General features: G+C 68.2%; 15 protein-coding genes, 1 rRNA gene and 1 pseudogene. 4 read left to right on the plus strand and 13 right to left on the minus strand.

Translation table 11 applies throughout. The features are described from left to right. Positions 1 to 4 precede the first annotated feature (4 nt). Positions 5 to 586, minus strand: a complete 582-nt coding sequence (locus JZ792_RS06720; protein WP_216907979.1) for a TetR/AcrR family transcriptional regulator — start codon at positions 584 to 586, stop codon at positions 5 to 7. 78 nt (positions 587 to 664) lie between these two features. On the opposite strand from JZ792_RS06720, the gene JZ792_RS06725 reads away from it, so the two are divergent. Next, entirely contained in the window at positions 665 to 1,090 is a 426-nt protein-coding gene (locus JZ792_RS06725) for a tautomerase family protein (protein ID WP_216907918.1), read from the plus strand. Positions 1,091 to 1,111: 21 nt separating this feature from the next. Here JZ792_RS06725 and JZ792_RS06730 read toward each other — a convergent pair whose 3' ends face one another. Together JZ792_RS06730 and steA are read right to left on the minus strand one after the other, a co-directional pair. After that, positions 1,112 to 2,056, minus strand: coding sequence for a copper transporter (locus tag JZ792_RS06730; protein WP_216907920.1), 945 nt, complete (start codon positions 2,054 to 2,056; stop codon positions 1,112 to 1,114). 32 nt (positions 2,057 to 2,088) lie between these two features. Then, positions 2,089 to 3,297 (minus strand): putative cytokinetic ring protein SteA, encoded by a 1,209-nt coding sequence (gene steA, locus JZ792_RS06735; RefSeq protein WP_216907922.1) that lies wholly within the window; start codon positions 3,295 to 3,297, stop codon positions 2,089 to 2,091. A 290-nt stretch (positions 3,298 to 3,587) separates the two neighbouring features. On the opposite strand from steA, the gene JZ792_RS06740 reads away from it, so the two are divergent. Together JZ792_RS06740 and JZ792_RS06745 are read left to right on the plus strand one after the other, a co-directional pair. Next, on the plus strand, positions 3,588 to 3,962 hold the full coding sequence (locus JZ792_RS06740; RefSeq protein ID WP_216907924.1) for an SHOCT domain-containing protein: 375 nt from the start codon (positions 3,588 to 3,590) through the stop codon (positions 3,960 to 3,962). Between the two features lie 98 nt (positions 3,963 to 4,060). After that, complete coding sequence (locus JZ792_RS06745) at positions 4,061 to 4,441, plus strand: nuclear transport factor 2 family protein (RefSeq protein ID WP_216907926.1); 381 nt, start codon at positions 4,061 to 4,063, stop codon at positions 4,439 to 4,441. 10 nt (positions 4,442 to 4,451) lie between these two features. On the opposite strand, the gene JZ792_RS06750 is transcribed toward JZ792_RS06745, so the two are convergent. Together JZ792_RS06750 and JZ792_RS06755 are read right to left on the minus strand one after the other, a co-directional pair. Then, positions 4,452 to 5,750, minus strand: a complete 1,299-nt coding sequence (locus JZ792_RS06750) for an NtaA/DmoA family FMN-dependent monooxygenase (protein WP_216907928.1) — start codon at positions 5,748 to 5,750, stop codon at positions 4,452 to 4,454. Positions 5,751 to 5,910: 160 nt separating this feature from the next. Beyond that, a complete protein-coding gene (locus JZ792_RS06755) occupies positions 5,911 to 6,816 on the minus strand; it encodes a LysR substrate-binding domain-containing protein (RefSeq protein WP_109530668.1) in 906 nt (301 codons plus the stop codon). Between the two features lie 179 nt (positions 6,817 to 6,995). On the opposite strand from JZ792_RS06755, the gene JZ792_RS06760 reads away from it, so the two are divergent. Beyond that, positions 6,996 to 7,415, plus strand: coding sequence for an SRPBCC family protein (locus tag JZ792_RS06760; protein ID WP_216907930.1), 420 nt, complete (start codon positions 6,996 to 6,998; stop codon positions 7,413 to 7,415). 43 nt (positions 7,416 to 7,458) lie between these two features. Here JZ792_RS06760 and recN read toward each other — a convergent pair whose 3' ends face one another. The 8 genes and pseudogenes from recN to rrf all read right to left on the minus strand — a co-directional run bounded on the left by recN (position 7,459) and on the right by rrf (position 16,302). Further along, on the minus strand, positions 7,459 to 9,228 hold the full coding sequence (recN, locus tag JZ792_RS06765) for a DNA repair protein RecN (protein ID WP_216907932.1): 1,770 nt from the start codon (positions 9,226 to 9,228) through the stop codon (positions 7,459 to 7,461). Further along, positions 9,206 to 10,198: an NAD kinase gene (locus JZ792_RS06770; RefSeq protein ID WP_216907934.1), complete on the minus strand. Its 993-nt coding sequence runs from the start codon at positions 10,196 to 10,198 to the stop codon at positions 9,206 to 9,208. The genes recN and JZ792_RS06770 overlap by 23 nt, the downstream gene beginning before the upstream one ends. Then, a complete protein-coding gene (locus JZ792_RS06775) occupies positions 10,195 to 11,016 on the minus strand; it encodes a TlyA family RNA methyltransferase (protein WP_216907937.1) in 822 nt (273 codons plus the stop codon). The genes JZ792_RS06770 and JZ792_RS06775 overlap by 4 nt, the downstream gene beginning before the upstream one ends. A 1-nt stretch (position 11,017) precedes the next feature. Then, positions 11,018 to 11,290, minus strand: coding sequence for a hypothetical protein (locus JZ792_RS06780; RefSeq protein WP_216907939.1), 273 nt, complete (start codon positions 11,288 to 11,290; stop codon positions 11,018 to 11,020). Between the two features lie 48 nt (positions 11,291 to 11,338). Next, the gene (locus tag JZ792_RS06785; protein ID WP_216907941.1) at positions 11,339 to 12,238 is read right to left on the minus strand and encodes an HAD-IIA family hydrolase; all 900 of its coding nucleotides are present in this window, start codon (positions 12,236 to 12,238) and stop codon (positions 11,339 to 11,341) included. Between the two features lie 290 nt (positions 12,239 to 12,528). After that, entirely contained in the window at positions 12,529 to 13,182 is a 654-nt protein-coding gene (locus JZ792_RS06790) for a cutinase family protein (RefSeq protein ID WP_216907943.1), read from the minus strand. 794 nt (positions 13,183 to 13,976) lie between these two features. Beyond that, a pseudogene (locus tag JZ792_RS06795) lies at positions 13,977 to 14,957 on the minus strand (tetratricopeptide repeat protein); the annotation flags it as partial. A gap of 1,228 nt (positions 14,958 to 16,185) precedes the next feature. Next, positions 16,186 to 16,302: ribosomal RNA gene (gene rrf / locus JZ792_RS06800) — 5S ribosomal RNA — on the minus strand. Positions 16,303 to 16,308 lie beyond the last annotated feature (6 nt).

Below are 16,308 nucleotides of genomic sequence, written 5' to 3' on the forward strand. Positions count from 1 at the left end.
GGTTTCAGCCGACAGGTCGGCCGATGACACCGCGCACGACCGCTTCCAGGGCGTCGGCCGTCCGATCCAGCGCCGCCGTGTCGCGCTGCGCTCGACAGATCGCGACGCAGCCTTCCAGCGCGGCCACGATCAACGTGGCGGTCCGGGTCGCCACGGTGTCGGCCGCACCGTGGGCACGCAGCGAATCGGCCAGCAATCCGGTCCACCGATCGAAGGCGGCGGCCGCGGCCAGTCGCGGATCGTCGGTATCGGGCAGATCTTCCACCGAGACCGCCAACACGGGGCAACCCGCGCGAAAATCGCTGTCGAGCACGACCTTTCTCCACATGTCGACGAATTCACGCAGCGCGACGACCGGCCCCGCGGGCAGATCCTTCGCCAGTTTCCGCGCGACGAGACCGTCCGCGAAGCGGACCGCTTCGGTGGCCAGCTGGGATTTGCCGCCGGGAAAGTAGTGGTAGGTCGACCCGAGTGGCGCACCCGAGTGTTTGGCCAGTTCGCGGACGCTGGTCGCGTTCAGGCCACGTCGGCGCAGCATGTCGGCCGCCGCGACCACCATCCGGTCCCGTGCCCGCGACTCGGCCATCCGCATCTCCCTGTCCATAACGACTGTCATAGCGTACCGTTCTCGGAATATAACAGTCGTTATAGCCAGGGAGTTCCCATGCCGATGATTCAACTCACACTTCCCGCCGGAGTGCTGTCCGACCCGACCCGGGCCGAATTGCAGAAAACCCTCATCACCACGCTGTTGCACTGGGAGGGCGCACCCGACACCCCGTTCTTCCGCGCGCAGTCCTGGTGCCTCGTCGAAGAGGTGGCGCCCGGCGGATTCGTCAACGCCGGGGACGAACTGCCCCGGTTCCGGGTCGATGTGACCGTGCCGGAAGGCGCGCTGTCCGACCGCCGCAAAGCGGGCCTGGTCCAGCAGGTGACCGCCGAGGTACTCGCGGCCGCCGGACTCGGCGAGAGCGACGGTCTGCGGGTGTGGGTCCTGATCCACGAGCAGCCCGAGGGCACCTGGGGCGCGGCGGGCAATATCGTGCGGTTCGCGGAGTTGAAGGCGCTCGCGGCGGCCGAGCGCGGCTGAGGCGATACGAGCCGATTCCGCTCAGCGTGGCGGCGCGGCGAGCGTCAACGACGTCGCCCGCGTCCCCGTGCCGTAACGCCCGGCGGCACCGTTCAGCTGTTCGGTCAGGCCGAGCACCGCGGTGACCCGGCCGATCTCGCGATCGAGATTGTCGACGGTGGTGACGGCGGCGGCCATCGCCGGGTCCGAACGGATGACACCGATCGGACCGGGATCGTCCGCCGCCCCGGCGCGGCCCGCCAGAATCGCCCCGGAGCCGCGACCGCGCAACGCGCCGGTGAACCGGGCGATATTGGCCCCCTGGGCGTTCTCGGCGGCCTTGGCGCCGTTGCCGGTGATCACCACGGCGAGCTGGGCGGGCGCGATCGGCGCGTCCGCTTCGGCGACGAAGCCGCCGCCGCGCAATGTCTCCAGCACCAGGCTCAGTTCCTGCGGGGTGCTGCGCGGCGCGCCGTTGCCCGGGTCGAGCAGCAGCACCAGCCCGAGCAGATCGCCCGCCATACTGCCCTGATCGACCGCGCCGGTGCGCAGTTGTGCCCCGGCCGGGATCACATTGGTCATGGCGGCACGCATCCGGTCGCCCTCGCCCGAGTCCAGGAACGCGTCGGTCAGCGCGAGACGCCCGGTCACCGGCGCGCCCGCGGTCTCCAGCCCCTTGATCACCGATTCGACGTCGGCCGGATCGGCGTCGGGCGTGGTGAACACCACGACGCTGCGGCCGGTGAGCGTTCCCCCGAGAACGCGTCCCGCCGACCCCGCGATGAAACGATCCGCGGCATTGAGTTCGTCGGTCAACTGCCGATTCCGCGCGGAGTACTCCTCGACCCGCCTGCTCAGCTCGGTCCGGTCCGAGCGCAGTCCGGACAGCATGTCCGCCGCGAGCGTCTGGGATCCGAGCACCACCCCGATCGCGAGGGCGAGGAAGATCGCGACGATCGATATCGCGTGCTGGCGAAACGAGATCATGACGCTCCTACGCTCGTGGCGGACCGATCGCGCTAGCTGCTTCCCGCCAGGCCCTGCACCCACAGCGCGAATCGGTTCCAGGTGTCGATGGTCCAGTTCAGGGTTTCGCCGCCGGTGTTGGAGGCGAGCAGCACCACGATCACCGCGACCAGAGCCGCGAGCACCACCATGGCGATGGCCACGCCGGACATGCGGTTGCGGTAGAGCGTGCCGACGGCCTTGGCGTCCATCAGTTTGGTGCCGACCTTGAGCCGGGTCAGGAAGGTCGCCGGATTGCTGTCGCGCCTGCCGCGGTCGAAGAAGTCGTCCAGGGAGGCGGCAGCGCCCGCGGTCACGATCAGCGCCGCGCCGTGATGATCGGCGAGCAGCAGGGCCAGATCGGCGGGTGCGCCCGAGGACGGGAAGGTGGTCGCGCCGATTCCGAGATCCTGGATCCGCTCCAGTCCCCTGGCGTGACCGTCGGTATCGGCGGGCAGGATCACCTCGGCGCCGCATTTGAGTGTGGCCGTGGTGATCTCGTCCGGATCGCCGACGATCAGATCCGGCCGGTAGCCCTGTTTCACCAGGGTGTCGGCGCCACGCCCGACGCCGACCATGATCGGGGCGTACTCCTTGATGAACGGCTTGAGCCGCTTGAGGTCCTCCGCGTGGTCGGAGCCGTCGGCGACCACGACCACGTGGCGGTTCTTCATGGACAGTTCGAGTTCGGGCACGCCGATGCCGTCGATCAGCAACGCGCTCTCGGTGCGGACGAATTCGATCGTGTTTCCGGCGAACGCCTCGAGATGGTCCGCGAGACCGCTGCGGGCGGCGAGCATCCGTTCCGCGATCGCCGCTTCGGTCAGTTCGATGGTCTCGACCAGGACCTCGGGTTCCTTCTTGCCGAATTTGTCCGCGTAGACGACGCCGTCGGTGATGCGGACCTTGGCGCCGTCCTTGATCTTGGTGAACGCGTCCGAGGTCACCGTGTCGAGCAGCAGGATGCCGTTGGCCACGAGCACTTCCGGGCCGAGGTTGGGGTAGCGCCCCGAGATCGAGGGCGAGGTGTTGATCACCGCGACGACACCGGCCTCGATGAGGCGGTCCGCGGTCATCCGATCCAGGTCCATCTCGTCGATGACCACGACGTCACCGGCCCCTGCGCGCCGCAGCAAACGACGAGTATTGCGATCGACCCGGGCCACCCCGGTCAGGCCTGGCAGCGATTCGGTCGTCCTCGACAGCAGCGCCGGCATCTTCATGGCCCGATAATGGCTGTTGGACCACGACTTTCGATGGAGGCGCGCCGCACCAGCCCGCACATTCGTCACTGTGATACGGTCCGCGCCGAAATCGGACCGGAGGGTCCGTGTCGCCGAGACGACCTCGAGATCCCGACTTCGGCTAATTACCGGCATCGCGACCGGAATCACCCGCATCGTGTGAGGAAATCCGGCCGCGTGGGCGGGAAAGTGATGCCACGTCGTATCACAACGCGACCACATCGTGCTGAGGGCGCACACGCGCCGCGGCCTCCGGAAGGGCGAACGACATGGATTTTTGGGACATTATCTGGTTCATCGTGGTGAGCTTCTTCTTCATCGCCTATCTGATGGTGATGTTCTCGATCCTGATGGACCTTTTCCGGGATCACGAGACCTCGGGCTGGGCGAAGGCGATCTGGGTGGTCTTCTTGCTCATATTCCCGTTCATCACCGCCCTGGTCTACCTGGTGGTGCGCGGCAAGAGCATGGCCGAGCGCCGCACCGCGGACACGATCCAGATGAAACAGGCCCAGGACGCCTACATCAGGCAGGTCGCGGGCTCCGATCCGACAGCGCAGATCGCCAACGGCAAGAAACTGCTGGACGACGGCGCGATCACCGCGGAGGAATTCGAACAGATCAAGCGCACCGCGCTGCAATAGACCGCGTGCACACGGTTCCGGCGATGCGAGCGCGTCGCCGGAACCGTGCTGTTCCATTCGTCCAAGACCGCGGAGCAGCGCGGTCGTAGCGTGGCGATATGACTTCCACCGACCACGCGCTGACACTCCGCTACGACGACTGGCTGACCGCCATCGTCGCCAACGACGCCGACCGCATCGCCGAATTCGTTACCGACGAATGGGTTTTCGTCGGTGAGACCGGCATCACCGAGGGCGCCCGATTTCTCGAACTCGTGCGCGCGGGCACGCTGACGCATTCCGCCATGTCGCGAGTCGGCGCACCCCGGATCCGGCGTCACGGCGAGGTCGCGGTGTTCTCGGTCCGCGTGCGCAACACGGCACGGTTCGACGACCGGGAGTTCGATTCCGACGAATGGACCACGGACGTCTTCGTCGAACGCGACGGCGATTGGTACTGCGTTCTCACCCAACTCACCACCGTTCGCCCCGGCGACTAGCGGCCCCCGATCAGGCCGGGATCGCGGGCAGCGGCGGGAGTTCGAGATTCGCGCGGAAGGTGTCACCGACGTAGTCGTCACCGACGATTCCCCGACGGCGCAATTCGGGAAGCAGCCCGTTCAGCAGGAAGTCACGGGTGCGCGGGTCGGCGAGTCCGCCGAGTGAGATGACATCGAGCACCCCCGCGTTGTAGCGTTCCTGGACCGCGTCGGCGAGTTGTTCCGGAGTGCCTGCCACCGCCCAGTGCCCCGTGTCCTTGCTCGCGATGATCAACTCGCGCAACGTCTTTCCCGAACGCGCGAGTTTCCCGAAGATCTCCACCCGACCGCGTCTGCGGTTGACCGAGGTGACCTCGGGCAGCAGATGCTCCGGAATCGGCCGGTCCAGCGGCAAACCCGACAGGTCGATACCGCCGCCGAACATATCCTCCAGCGCCACCCGCCCCGCGTCGAGATCGAAGGCCTCGGCCTGCTCGCGCACGATCCGGCCGACCTCCTCCTCGGACGCGCCGTAGGTCGCGTGGAAGGAACTCATGATCAGCGGAAGCCCGTCCGCGCGTCCCGATTCGGCGGCGCGGGTGCGGATCCGCTTGGTGTAGGTGACGGCGTCCTCCAGTGTCGGCAACGAGGTGAACACCACTTCGGCGAACCGCGCGCCCAGTTCGATCCCGCCCTCGGACTGCCCGGCCTGGAACTGCACCGGTCTGCGCTGCGGCAGGACCGGGATGTTGAGCGGTCCGCGCACCGTGAAGTACTGCCCTCGATAATCGATCGGAACCACCAGATCCCGGTCGAGTACCGCCCCGCCGCGACCGTCGGGGGTGAGCGAACCCGGCCGCCAACTGTCGAAGAGCGCGTTGACGACCTCGAGGGATTCGGTGGCCCGCGCGTAGCGCTGCTCGGGGCTCGGTAATTCCTGGTCGCCGTAGTTCTCCTCACCGACCGAGGAGGTGACGGCGTTCCAGGCCGCGCGACCGTTGCTGATGTGATCGAGCGTCCCGAACAGCCTGGCGAGGTTGAACGGATGGTGGAAGGTCGTGGTCACCGTGGCGATCAGGCCGACGTGCGAGGTCACCGAACTCAGCGCGGACAGGAAGATCAGCGGTTCCTGCGCGCCGATCGCGCCCTGCGCGCCGAAGGTCAGCAGATCGGCCGCGAACAGGGCGTCGAATTTGTTCGCCTCGGCGATTTTCGCGATCTCGATCGAGGAGGCGACCGTGGACACCGCCGGGTCGATCGCGGCCGAATACACGCTCACCGCCCCGCTGACACCGGTCACCGTCTTGAGCGGTCGACGTCGTGCGCCCATGCGCTGTCTCCTCCGTGCGATGGTCGTCCCGGTCACGCCCGGCATATCCCGGGCCACCTTTCACGCTGTGTCACGACACGATTCGGAACAACGGACTCGATCACCGTGATTCCAATCGGTCACCGCTTCACCGGCGAAAAACGCGGGTGCGCGGGGAAACTCACGAAGCCAGCTGCGTCGGTAACACGGTCAGCCGTAGCGCGCGGATCGCCGCCGCCACGGCCGGTCGTTCCAGCGAGGCCTGGCGATAGGTGACCCCGATCTGACGTGAGCCGTCGGCGATGGTGCACGCGATCAACTCCCGATGATGTTCGGCCACCGACATTTCCGGAACGATGGCGACACCGAGACCGTGCGCCACCATCTCCGCCATCCCGTCGAAACTGCCACTGCGATGTTCGATCCTCGGCGCGAAACCGGCTTCGCCACAGGCGTATACGACCGACACGATGGAGGGAGCGCCGTCGCGGGCCGCGATCCAGTCGGCATCGCGCGCGGCGACCAGTCCCTGCTGCGCGGCGCGCTCACGGAGACCGGGCGGGGCGAGCAGCACGAGCGGATCGCTGAAGAGGAATTCCGACGACAGTCCGAACGGCAGATCCCTGGCCCGGAACGAGTAGGAGTAGGTGATCGCCAGATCGACCTCCTGCTGGCGCACGGCGGGAACCGAGTCGACGGGCATCTGGTCGACCAGGCGAATGCGCAGCGCCGGGTACTCGCGCTTGAGCCTGGCCGCGGCGGGCAAGGCGAGCCGGGTCTGCGCCGTCCGGAACGTCGCCAGTGTGAGTACCCCGGTGACCGCCTCGGCCGTGGCGGCGACCGCGCTCTCGGCCTCCTCCAGCGCCGCGACGATCCGCGAGGTGTGGTCGACGAGTATGCGACCGGCCGGGGTCAGCCGGAGCACCCTGCCCTCACGCCGGGTCAGCACGGTGCCGACCTCGTCTTCCAGAATCCGCAATTGCTGTGACACGGCCGAGGTGGTGATGCCGTGCAACTCCGAGACCGCCGTCATGGTGTTGCGCTCCGCCAGGTCGCGCAACAGGATGAGGCGTCGAATGTCGTACATGAACCCTCGCTTCGACTGCTGCCGGCACCCGGCATCCATCATGCGCAGTCGCGACCGTCCCGGAAATCCTTACGATCAGAACGATTCTGTACACCCGCGCCGCGGGCGATATCGTCTCGCGGGATTTCGTCAGGGTACCTATACACTTCCTGTCACAGACAGTTCGTAGAGGAGACAACATGGCAAGCACGACCGTCGATGCCGTCATCGCCGCCCCGCGTGAAGTCGTCTATCAATTCTTCGCCGCACGTGACGGGATCAATCCCTACGTGCCGGTCGATTTCACGCTCAAGCGGCCGGGCTCGCCCACCCCCGAGGGTGTCGGCGCGCAGTACCTGATCGGCAAGGGCGGCGTGGGCCTGCTGGAGGAGACCACGAAACTGGTCCCGGGCGAGCGCATGGAATACAAGATCGTCAAGGGCGCACCGGTGAAACGCCACGTCGGCATCATCACCTTCACCGACGCCGAGAACGGCACCCTCGTCTCGTACACGATGGAGTCCGAGCCGAGCCTGCCCGTTCCGGCGAAGGTGCTCGAATTCGGACTGAAGAACCTGATCAACCAGTTCATCAAGGGTGCGCAGAAAGCCCTGCGCTGACCCGATAACCCTCGGACCCCCTCCGCGTGCGAGGGGTCCGAGGTCAGGCCGGGGTGCGCTCGGCGCGCGCCGTCTCCAACAATTCCTCCGCGTGCGCGCGACCGGTCTCGGTATCGTCCAGACCCGCCAGCATCCGGGCCAGTTCGATGACCCGCTCGTCCTCGGTCAACGCCCGGACGCCGCTGTCGACCGCGCCCTCGCCGTCATCGGATTTGTGGACCACCAGGTGGGTGTCGGCGAAAGCCGCCACCTGGGGCAGGTGGGTCACCACGATCACCTGGTGGGTTCGGGCCAGACGGGCCAGGCGCCGCCCGATCTCCACCGCCGCGCGTCCGCCGACACCGGCGTCGACCTCGTCGAAGACCATCGTCGCGCCGTGATCTGAGCTGGAGAGCACCACTTCGAGCGCGAGCATCACCCGGGAGAGCTCACCACCGGACGCGCTCTTGCTCAGCGGCAGCGACTGCGCGCCGGAATGCGCGGACAGTCGGAACTCCACCTCGTCGACACCGGAGCCACCCGCGTGCAGTTCCTTGCCCGCGACGGTCAGCGGCGACGAATCCTGCGCGCCGGCGACCACCGGCCGGACCTCGACCTCCAGCCGCGCCTTCCCCATGGCCAGACCGCCGAGTTCGGCGCTGACCGCGTTCGCCAGTTTGCCCGCGGCCTTGGTCCGCGCCGCGGTCAACTTGCGTGCCGACTCACGGACCTTCTCCGCGGCGATATCGACCTCCGCGGCGAGTTTGGTCAACGTCTCCTCCGAGACGTCGAGCGAATCGAGCCGGGTACGCGATTCCTCGGCCCAGGCGATGACGCCATCGATATCCGGGGCGTACTTGCGGGTCAGGGACTTGAGTTCGGCCTGGCGGGTCAGCAGGGAGTCCAGCGCGCCGGGATCGGACGGCAGATCCGACAGGTAGCCGCTCAATTCGGTGGTCAGATCCACGACGACGGCGATGGCCTCGCCCAGTCGCGGTCCGAGCGCCGAGAGCGCGGGATCATCGGCCGATTCGATGCGGCCGCGCGCCGTTCCGAGCAATTCCAGTGCGCCGGACCCGGCATCGGGCGAATCGGCCGGACCCGCGAGCGCGTCGTGCGCGGTCGCGGCGGCCTCACGCAGCGAATCCAGATCGCTGAGCCTGCGCACCTCGCGCACGATGCGCGTGTCCTCACCGGGTTCCGGTGCGATGGAGTCGATCTCGTTGAGCGAATGTTTGAGCCGATCGGCCTCCAGCGCGAGTTCGCGACTGCGCGCGGTACGTTCGAGTAATTCGTTGCGCGCGTCGAGCCAGGAACGCCGGTACACCTGATATTTGGCCAACAGCGGACCGACGGTGTCGACCGCGAACTGATCGAGCGCGTTCAACTGCTGATCGGAACGCTGTAGCCGCAGTTGGTCGTTCTGGCCGTGCACCGTCAGCAGCGGCGCGGTGAATTCGGCGAGTACCGAAGCGGGGACACCGCGGCCACCGAGATGCGCGCGCGAACGTCCGTCGCTGTTCACGGTGCGCACGGCGATGATGCTGCCGTCGTCGTCGGGTTCGGCCGCCGCCGATTCGAGCACACCGGCGACGTCGGCTCGGGCGCTCTCGTTGACGTCGTCGACGGTGAACCGGCCCTCCACCACCGCGCGCTGCGCGCCGAGCCTGACCCGGCCCGCGTCGGCGCGCGCACCGCTCAGCAGATGCAGGCTGGTGACGACCATGGTCTTACCCGCACCGGTCTCGCCGGTCAGCACGGTCAATCCCGCGTGGAACTGCGCCGTGGCGGTGGATATGACGCCGAGGCCGTCAATCCTGATCTCTGTCAGCACGTGTGCTCTCCGTTCGCCGTCGGCCACGCCAGCCGGTCACGGGCAACTGGAACTTGCGCACCATCCGGTCGGCGAACGGCGCGGAATCCAAACGCACCCAGCGCACCGGTTCCGCGCCACGGACCGCTTCCACCCGGCCACCACGAGGCAGCGCGATGGTGCGCCTGCCGTCAAGGAAAACTATCGCATCGTGTCCGGTCGCCACCGACTCGACCGCGATACGGGATTCGGGGCTGGTCACCAGCGGCCGCGCGAACAGCGCGTGGGCATTGCTCGGAATCACCAGCAGCGCCTCCAGTTCCGGCCACACCACCGGGCCGCCCGCGGAGAAGGCGTAGGCGGTGGAACCGGTCGGGGTGGAGAGCAGGATGCCGTCGCAGCCGAACGAGGACACCGGCCTGCCGTCGACTTCGAGTACCACCTCCAGTACGCCCATCCGCGAGGCGTTCTCGATACTCGCCTCGTTCAGCGCCCAGCCGGATTCCACGATCTCGTCGTCGACGCGCACCGTCACGTCGATCGTCATCCGATCCTCGACCCGGTAGTCACCGCGCACCACCTGCGCCAACGCGTCATCGAGGTGTTCGGCTTCGGCTTCGGTGAGAAATCCGATGCGGCCCAGATTGATTCCGAGCACCGGCACCGCGGCGGGCCGCGCCAGTTCGGCGGCGCGCAGGAAGGTGCCGTCACCGCCGAGCACCAGCACCATCTCGCACCCGATCGCCGCGCCCGGATCGTGCGGGACCACCCGCGCGGGATAACCCCCCGGCTCGGCGACGGCCCGCACGGTGGCGCTGGGATCCTCGAATTCGAATCGGGTGCTGTCGGCCTCGTCGGCGAGTACCCGCAGACCGATACCGGCGTCGGCGAAGATCTTCGCGACCCGGTGCGCGGTTTCGATGATCTCGGCGCGCCCGGGATGTGAGACAAGCAGGATCTCCCGCCTGCCGTGCGCGGTCGGCGCGTTCACCGTGGCCCCTCCTCAACCGCACGCTCGACGAGGGCCGCGACCTGCTCGTCGTCGTATTCGAACTGTCCGTCTCTGCGCAGCCACAAGAAGTATTCGACATTGCCGGACGGTCCCGGCAGCGGGCTGGCCACCGCCGCGAGGGTCCGCAATCCGTGCGCGGCCGCGACCCTGGCGACCTCGCGCACCGCCTCGGCGCGCAACCCGGGATCCCGGACGACGCCGCCGGTTCCGACGCGGTCCTTGCCCACCTCGAACTGGGGTTTCACCATGGGCAGCAGATCCGCTCCCGGCGCGACGCAGGCGGCGAGCGCGGGCAGCACCAGTCCGAGGGAGATGAACGACAGATCGCCGACCACCAGGTCGACGGTGCCGCCGACGAGCTCGGGCGTCACAGTGCGCACGTTGGTGCGGTCGAGCACCGTCACCCTGTCGTCGCTCTGCAACCGCCAGACGAGCTGGCCGTAACCGACGTCGACGGCGACCACCTCGCGCGCGCCCTTCGACAGCAGCACATCGGTGAAACCGCCGGTCGACGCGCCCGCGTCCAGACATCTCTTGCCCTCGACCTCGACGCCGAGCGGCTCGAACGCCGCCAGCGCGCCGAGAAGTTTGTGCGCCCCCCGCGATGCCCACGACACCTCGTCGGGTTCCTCGCGCACCAGCAGTGGGGTGCCGGTCTCCACCGCGGTCGCCGGTTTCACGGCGACCGTTCCGGCTATCAGGACGCGGCCGGCGCCGATCAGCTCGACCGCGTGCTCTCGCGATCGAGCCAACCCGCGGCGAACGAGTTCGGCGTCCACCCGTGCACGCCTGGCCACCTCAGATCTTGTCCACCGTGGCGAGCGCCTGGACGAGCACGTCGTGCGCCTGTTCCAGGATACGGGCGCGGCGGGTGATATCCGCGCCGGATTCGACGCTGTCCGCCGCCGGGGTCCCCCATTGCGGACGGGAATCCAGTTCGGCGAGCAGTTCATCGATCTCGGCGCGGATCCGAGCCGGATCCGCGAGCTCCGTCTGCCCCTGCGCGCCGGGCAGGTGCCGACCGGGCAGCGGGACGCCGGGGCGGGGTCCATTCGAGCCTGGTGCGGTCATACCGGGTCCATTCGGGCGGGTTTCGGACTACTCATCGTGGTGACAACGCTATCGGATTTCCGAATCGACCGCGCGGACCGTCACCGCCCTGCCCGGATTGCCGACCGACAGTTCGGCCAGCGCCTGCCTCGGATCGCCGTCGATATCGAATTCGAGGGGCGGGTGGTTGAGCGCGGCCAGCGAGTCGGCCACGAACGTCGGGACCCGTTCGGGTGGGGCCGCGCGGAGTTCGTCCAGGGTGCTGACGCCGGTGAGCACGAGCAGCGATTCCAGTCCGACCCGGTTCGCGCCTTCGATATCGGTGTCCATCCGGTCCCCCACCACCAGCGCGCTGCGCGTGCCAGCCCGCGTCAGCGCGTCCTCCAGCAACGGCGCGTACGGTTTGCCCGCGACGATCGGCTCCCGATCGGAGGCGGCGACCAGGGCCGCGACCATCGACCCGTTACCCGGCGCGAGACCGCGTTCGTTCGGCAGCGTCCGGTCGGTGTTGGCCGCCACCCACAGCGCGCCCGCGCGCAGGGCGTAGGCCGCCTCGGCCAGATCCGGCCATGCCGTCTGCGGCGAATGACCCTGCACCACGGCGGCGGGGACGTCCTCGTCGAATCGGCGGATCGACGTCAACCCGACGGCGTCCACCTCGCGGGCCAGATCATCGGTTCCGACGACGAGCACCGTCGAGCCGGGTGACAGGCGCGCGGCCAGCAGCCCGGCGGCCGCCTGGGCACTGGTCACGACATCCTCGGTGTTCGCGGGGAAACCGAGTTCGCTCAGATGTTCGGCGACCGTCTTCGGGGCACGGCTGGCATTGTTGGTGACGTACACGAGCCGTTGCCCGCCGACATCGTCGACCAGTGCCTCCGGGGCGCCCTCGATCACCACCGGACCCCTGTACAGGGTTCCGTCCAGATCGAGCAGCAGGGCCTCATAGCGATCCCGTAGTCGCGTCACACCACTCTCACTCCCTGGCCGATCGGCGCCCGCCGGTCGCACCTCGTGCCGATCGAACACGACACGGGGCAGTCCGCCCCCACAACCGCCGTTCCGACCGTCCCGGCAGCGCACCGAGACGACTCGCACCCTACGCCAGCGCACCGACGGGCCGCGCCCGCGATTCGATCGCCGGACGACGTCGCCGGTCGCGGTCGTGTGTCGGCCTGCGACACGACGGTGCTCGGCGTCACACGACGGACAGCCGTCGCGCGATGCCGAGCACCGCTCGCCTCACCGCCTGTGCGGTGTCAGAGTTTTCCGGCGATGAATCCCGCCGCGTCGTCGACGGCGTCGCGGTAGGCGACGTGCGCCAGCGGCATGGCGCCACCGAGCTGGCAGACCGGATCGCCCGAGGTGCAATAGGTCCGGGTGTTGTCGCGATGTCTCTGCGGCACTCCCGTCCGCCAGATGAGGCCGGGGTCGCCGAACAGGGCGACCGCGACGATCGGCGCCTGGTACCGGGATTCGAGCGGCGCGATCGAGGACGGGACGAGCGGGGCCGCCTCACCCAGGACTCCGTGCATGACGATGGCGCCCTCCGAATAGCCGACCATGACGAAACGCTGATTCGGGCATCTGTTCAGCGCGCCCGTCACGTACTCGACGACATCGGCCACGCCCTTCCGGACCGATGTCGGATCGGCCGGGTTCGCCGGATAGTCCACGGCATAGGAGGTGGTCGTGACCTGGGCCGAGCCACGCACCTTCGCATACAGCGGATCGCCGACGATCGTGCCGAGCGTGCCCGGCTCGTTGGTTCCACGTGCGACCACGACGGCGACATCGGCGCACCCGGGATCGGCCTGCGCCTGCGCCGACCAGAACACGGGCAGAGTCGCGGAGCACAGCGCGCCAATCAGCATGCCTTTCAGAGCGGCCCGGCCGATGGTTCGAGAACTCATGGTTCCTCCAGATATTCGCGAGCGTTCCCGTTGCCGCGGCGGATCCGTGCGGATCGACAGAGTCGCGAAATCATTTCGCCGCGAATTCTTCTCGCCACTCGACAGGCGAAATAGGTTGCAACGCAACGCACTTTACTGAGCGAGAAACGCAAGTCAACCGGCCAGGACGCCGAATCGGGGGAATCGTGAATCCTCACAGTAATTCGAGTAGTTCTCACAAAAGTGGCGCAGGCGAATTCGCCGCTATCGACCGAATTCCGTGGACACTCAGGATATTCGGGCGGCAGCGCCGTAGGTTCGGAATCGATGAGCAATACCGCAGCGGAGAACCGTCGCGCCGCAGCACCACCGAGCCACCCGTCGAGCTCGAGCCACACCGGAAGCGTGCGATCGATGCGCCGCACCCGGATCTCACCGCTTCCCGAGAAATCCCGGTCCCTCGGGACGGGACGGCGACAGGAAACCAGCGAATGCCCAGCGCTCCCCACGCGGACGTCGCCATTCCCCGAGCGGCACGGCCGTGCCGGGGGGGACGATGCGTTGCGCGAGTGCCGAACGCGGGCCGATCGCGGAACGCGGGTCAGTCGCGGAACGCGGGTCAGTCGCGGAACGCGGGCCGATCGCGGAACGCGGGCCGATCGCGGAACACGGGCCGATCGCGGAACACGAGCCGATCGCGGAACACGAGCCGATCGCGGAACACGAGCCGATCGCGGAACACGAGCCAGCCGCCGAGCCGGGGCCGTCACCTTTTCGTGGATCCGGTGCGACGGGCGAGTCCCGACTCCTGCGGCCTACTGGTCCCCGGTGAGTTCGGCGGCGCGCTCTTCGGCGTCGGTCTCGCCGTCCAGATCTGCGGAGGCCGAGTTGAGGAACCACTCCAGGCCTTCGGCCGTACGGCCCGCCGCGACCAAGGCGTCGGCGTACGCGTAGAACAGGCGGGCGGCGGAGGAGCCGGTACGGGAGGCGTCGAGATCGGAGCCTTGCAGGGTCACCACGGCCTGGTCGAACTCTCCGAGGTCCATGCGAGCGCCCGCGACGACGATCCGGAGTTCGGCTGCCTCGTCACCGGACAGTTCCCGGGCCTCGTCGCTGCGGCCGAGTTCGATCGCCCGCTCGGGGCGTCCGAGACCACGTTCGCAATCCGCCATGACGGCGAGCAGTCCGGAACCGCCCGACATGCGGCGCGCGGTGCGCAACTCCGACAGTGCCTCGGCCCACTCACCGGCGTGATAAGCGGTCACTCCCGCGGTCTCCCTGACCACGGCGACACGTCCCGCGCGCTGACGAGCGGCGCGTGCGTGCGCCAAGGCCAGTCGCGGATCGTCGTCGATGAGACGCACCGCCATCACCAGGTGCCTGGCGACGGCCTCGGCATTGGTCTTGTCCAGACTCAGCAGGTCGCGGCGGACCGTCGGGTCGAGATCGGAAGCCTGGATGTCATCGGGCAGATCCGGTTCCTCCGGACGGGGCGGACGCCGCTCGCCGCCGCGACCACCCTGGCCGCCGCCCGTACGCGCGCCTTCACCGCCACGTCGACGGTCGTCACCACCGTCGCGTCGTTCGAAGCCGCCACGGTCACCGGAACCACGCTGGAAACCACCGCGATCGCCGGAACCACCGCGGTTCTCGCCGCCACGATCACTCGCGCCGCGCTTGAACCCACCGCGCTCGGAACCGCCGCCTTCGCCCGATCCACCACGGTTCGACGAACCCCGATCATCGGAGCCACGCTCGGAACCGCCGCGATCACTCGCGCGTTTGAACCCACCGCGGTCACGCGAATCCGCACCACGATCGGAACCGGGACGGTCAGCGGAAGCCCCGGAGTTCGCCGCGCCCCGATCATCCGAGTCGCGCCTGAACCCGCCGCGATCGTCGCCACCGCGCTGATAACCGCCACCGCGCTGCGCGCCGGTTCGATCGTCGTCGCGACGCTGAGATCCACGATCGGAACCGCCACGGTTGAACCCGCCACGATCACCGGAATCACGACCGGAAGATCCCGTCCGCTCGCCGGAACCGCGACTAAATCCACCACGGTCACCGCCGCGATCACCGGAGCCACCGCCGCGCTTGAATCCACCGCGTTCACCGGAATCGCCACCGCGGCCGCTGCCACGATCGGAGTCACCGCCGCGGTTGTAGCCGCCGCGATCGCCGGAATCGCTACTTCGGTTGTAACCACCGCGATCAGCGGAATCTCCGCTACGCCCATTGCTGCCACGGCTGCCGGAGTCGCGGTTGTATCCACCGCGATCGCTCGAATTCCCGCGACCGGAACCACCACGATCACCGGAGTCGCCACGGCTGTAACCGCCGCGATCGCTCGATTCGCCGCGTTTGAATCCACCCTGGCCGGAGTCACGCTGGCCGCCGCGATCCGCCGAGCCACCACGGTTGTCGCCACCGGAATCGGAACGACCGAATCCGCCACCGCGGCCGGATTCGCGCTGATAGCCACCGCGATCGTCGGAACCGCCGCCGCGTTTGAAACCGCCACGTTCGCCGGAGCTGTCACCGCGGGAATCACCACCGCGGCTTCCGGAATCGCGGCTTCCGGAATCATCGCCGCGGCGGAAGCCGCCCCTCGGTGCCGAATTCTCGCCGCGCTGGAAACCACCACTTCGGGGGCCGCCGTCACGATCGCCCGAGCCACCACGGTTGTACCCGCCGCGGTCTCCGGAGCCACCGCGCTGGTCACCGCCGCGTCCACCGGACGAATCGGGACGGCCTGCGCCGCGATCGGGACGACCGCTGTCGGAGCCGCCGGTTCCGCGGGACGGACGATCGGATCCGTCGCCGCGTCGGAAAGACTTCCGACCGTCGTTATCTTCCGACACGGTGATCCCTTTCTGAGATTCCGGAGGCCGCTACGGGCTCCATGGCAAATTCAATCACGCGCCGGGCTCTAGCCGTGGACGGGGCAACGTGGAGGAGCACGAAAAGGTGCTCAAACGACGATAGGGGACCCAGATTCTGGGTCCCCTATCGTGAACGATGTTCCGGCGGTGTCCTACTCTCCCACACCCTGTCGAGTGCAGTACCATCGGCGCTGGCAGGCTTAGCTTCCGGGTTCGGAATGGGACCGGGCGTTTCCCTGCCGCTATGGCCGCCGTAACTCTA

The organism is Nocardia noduli, from assembly GCF_019038455.1.
Taxonomy (GTDB): Bacteria; Actinomycetota; Actinomycetes; order Mycobacteriales; family Mycobacteriaceae; genus Nocardia; species Nocardia noduli.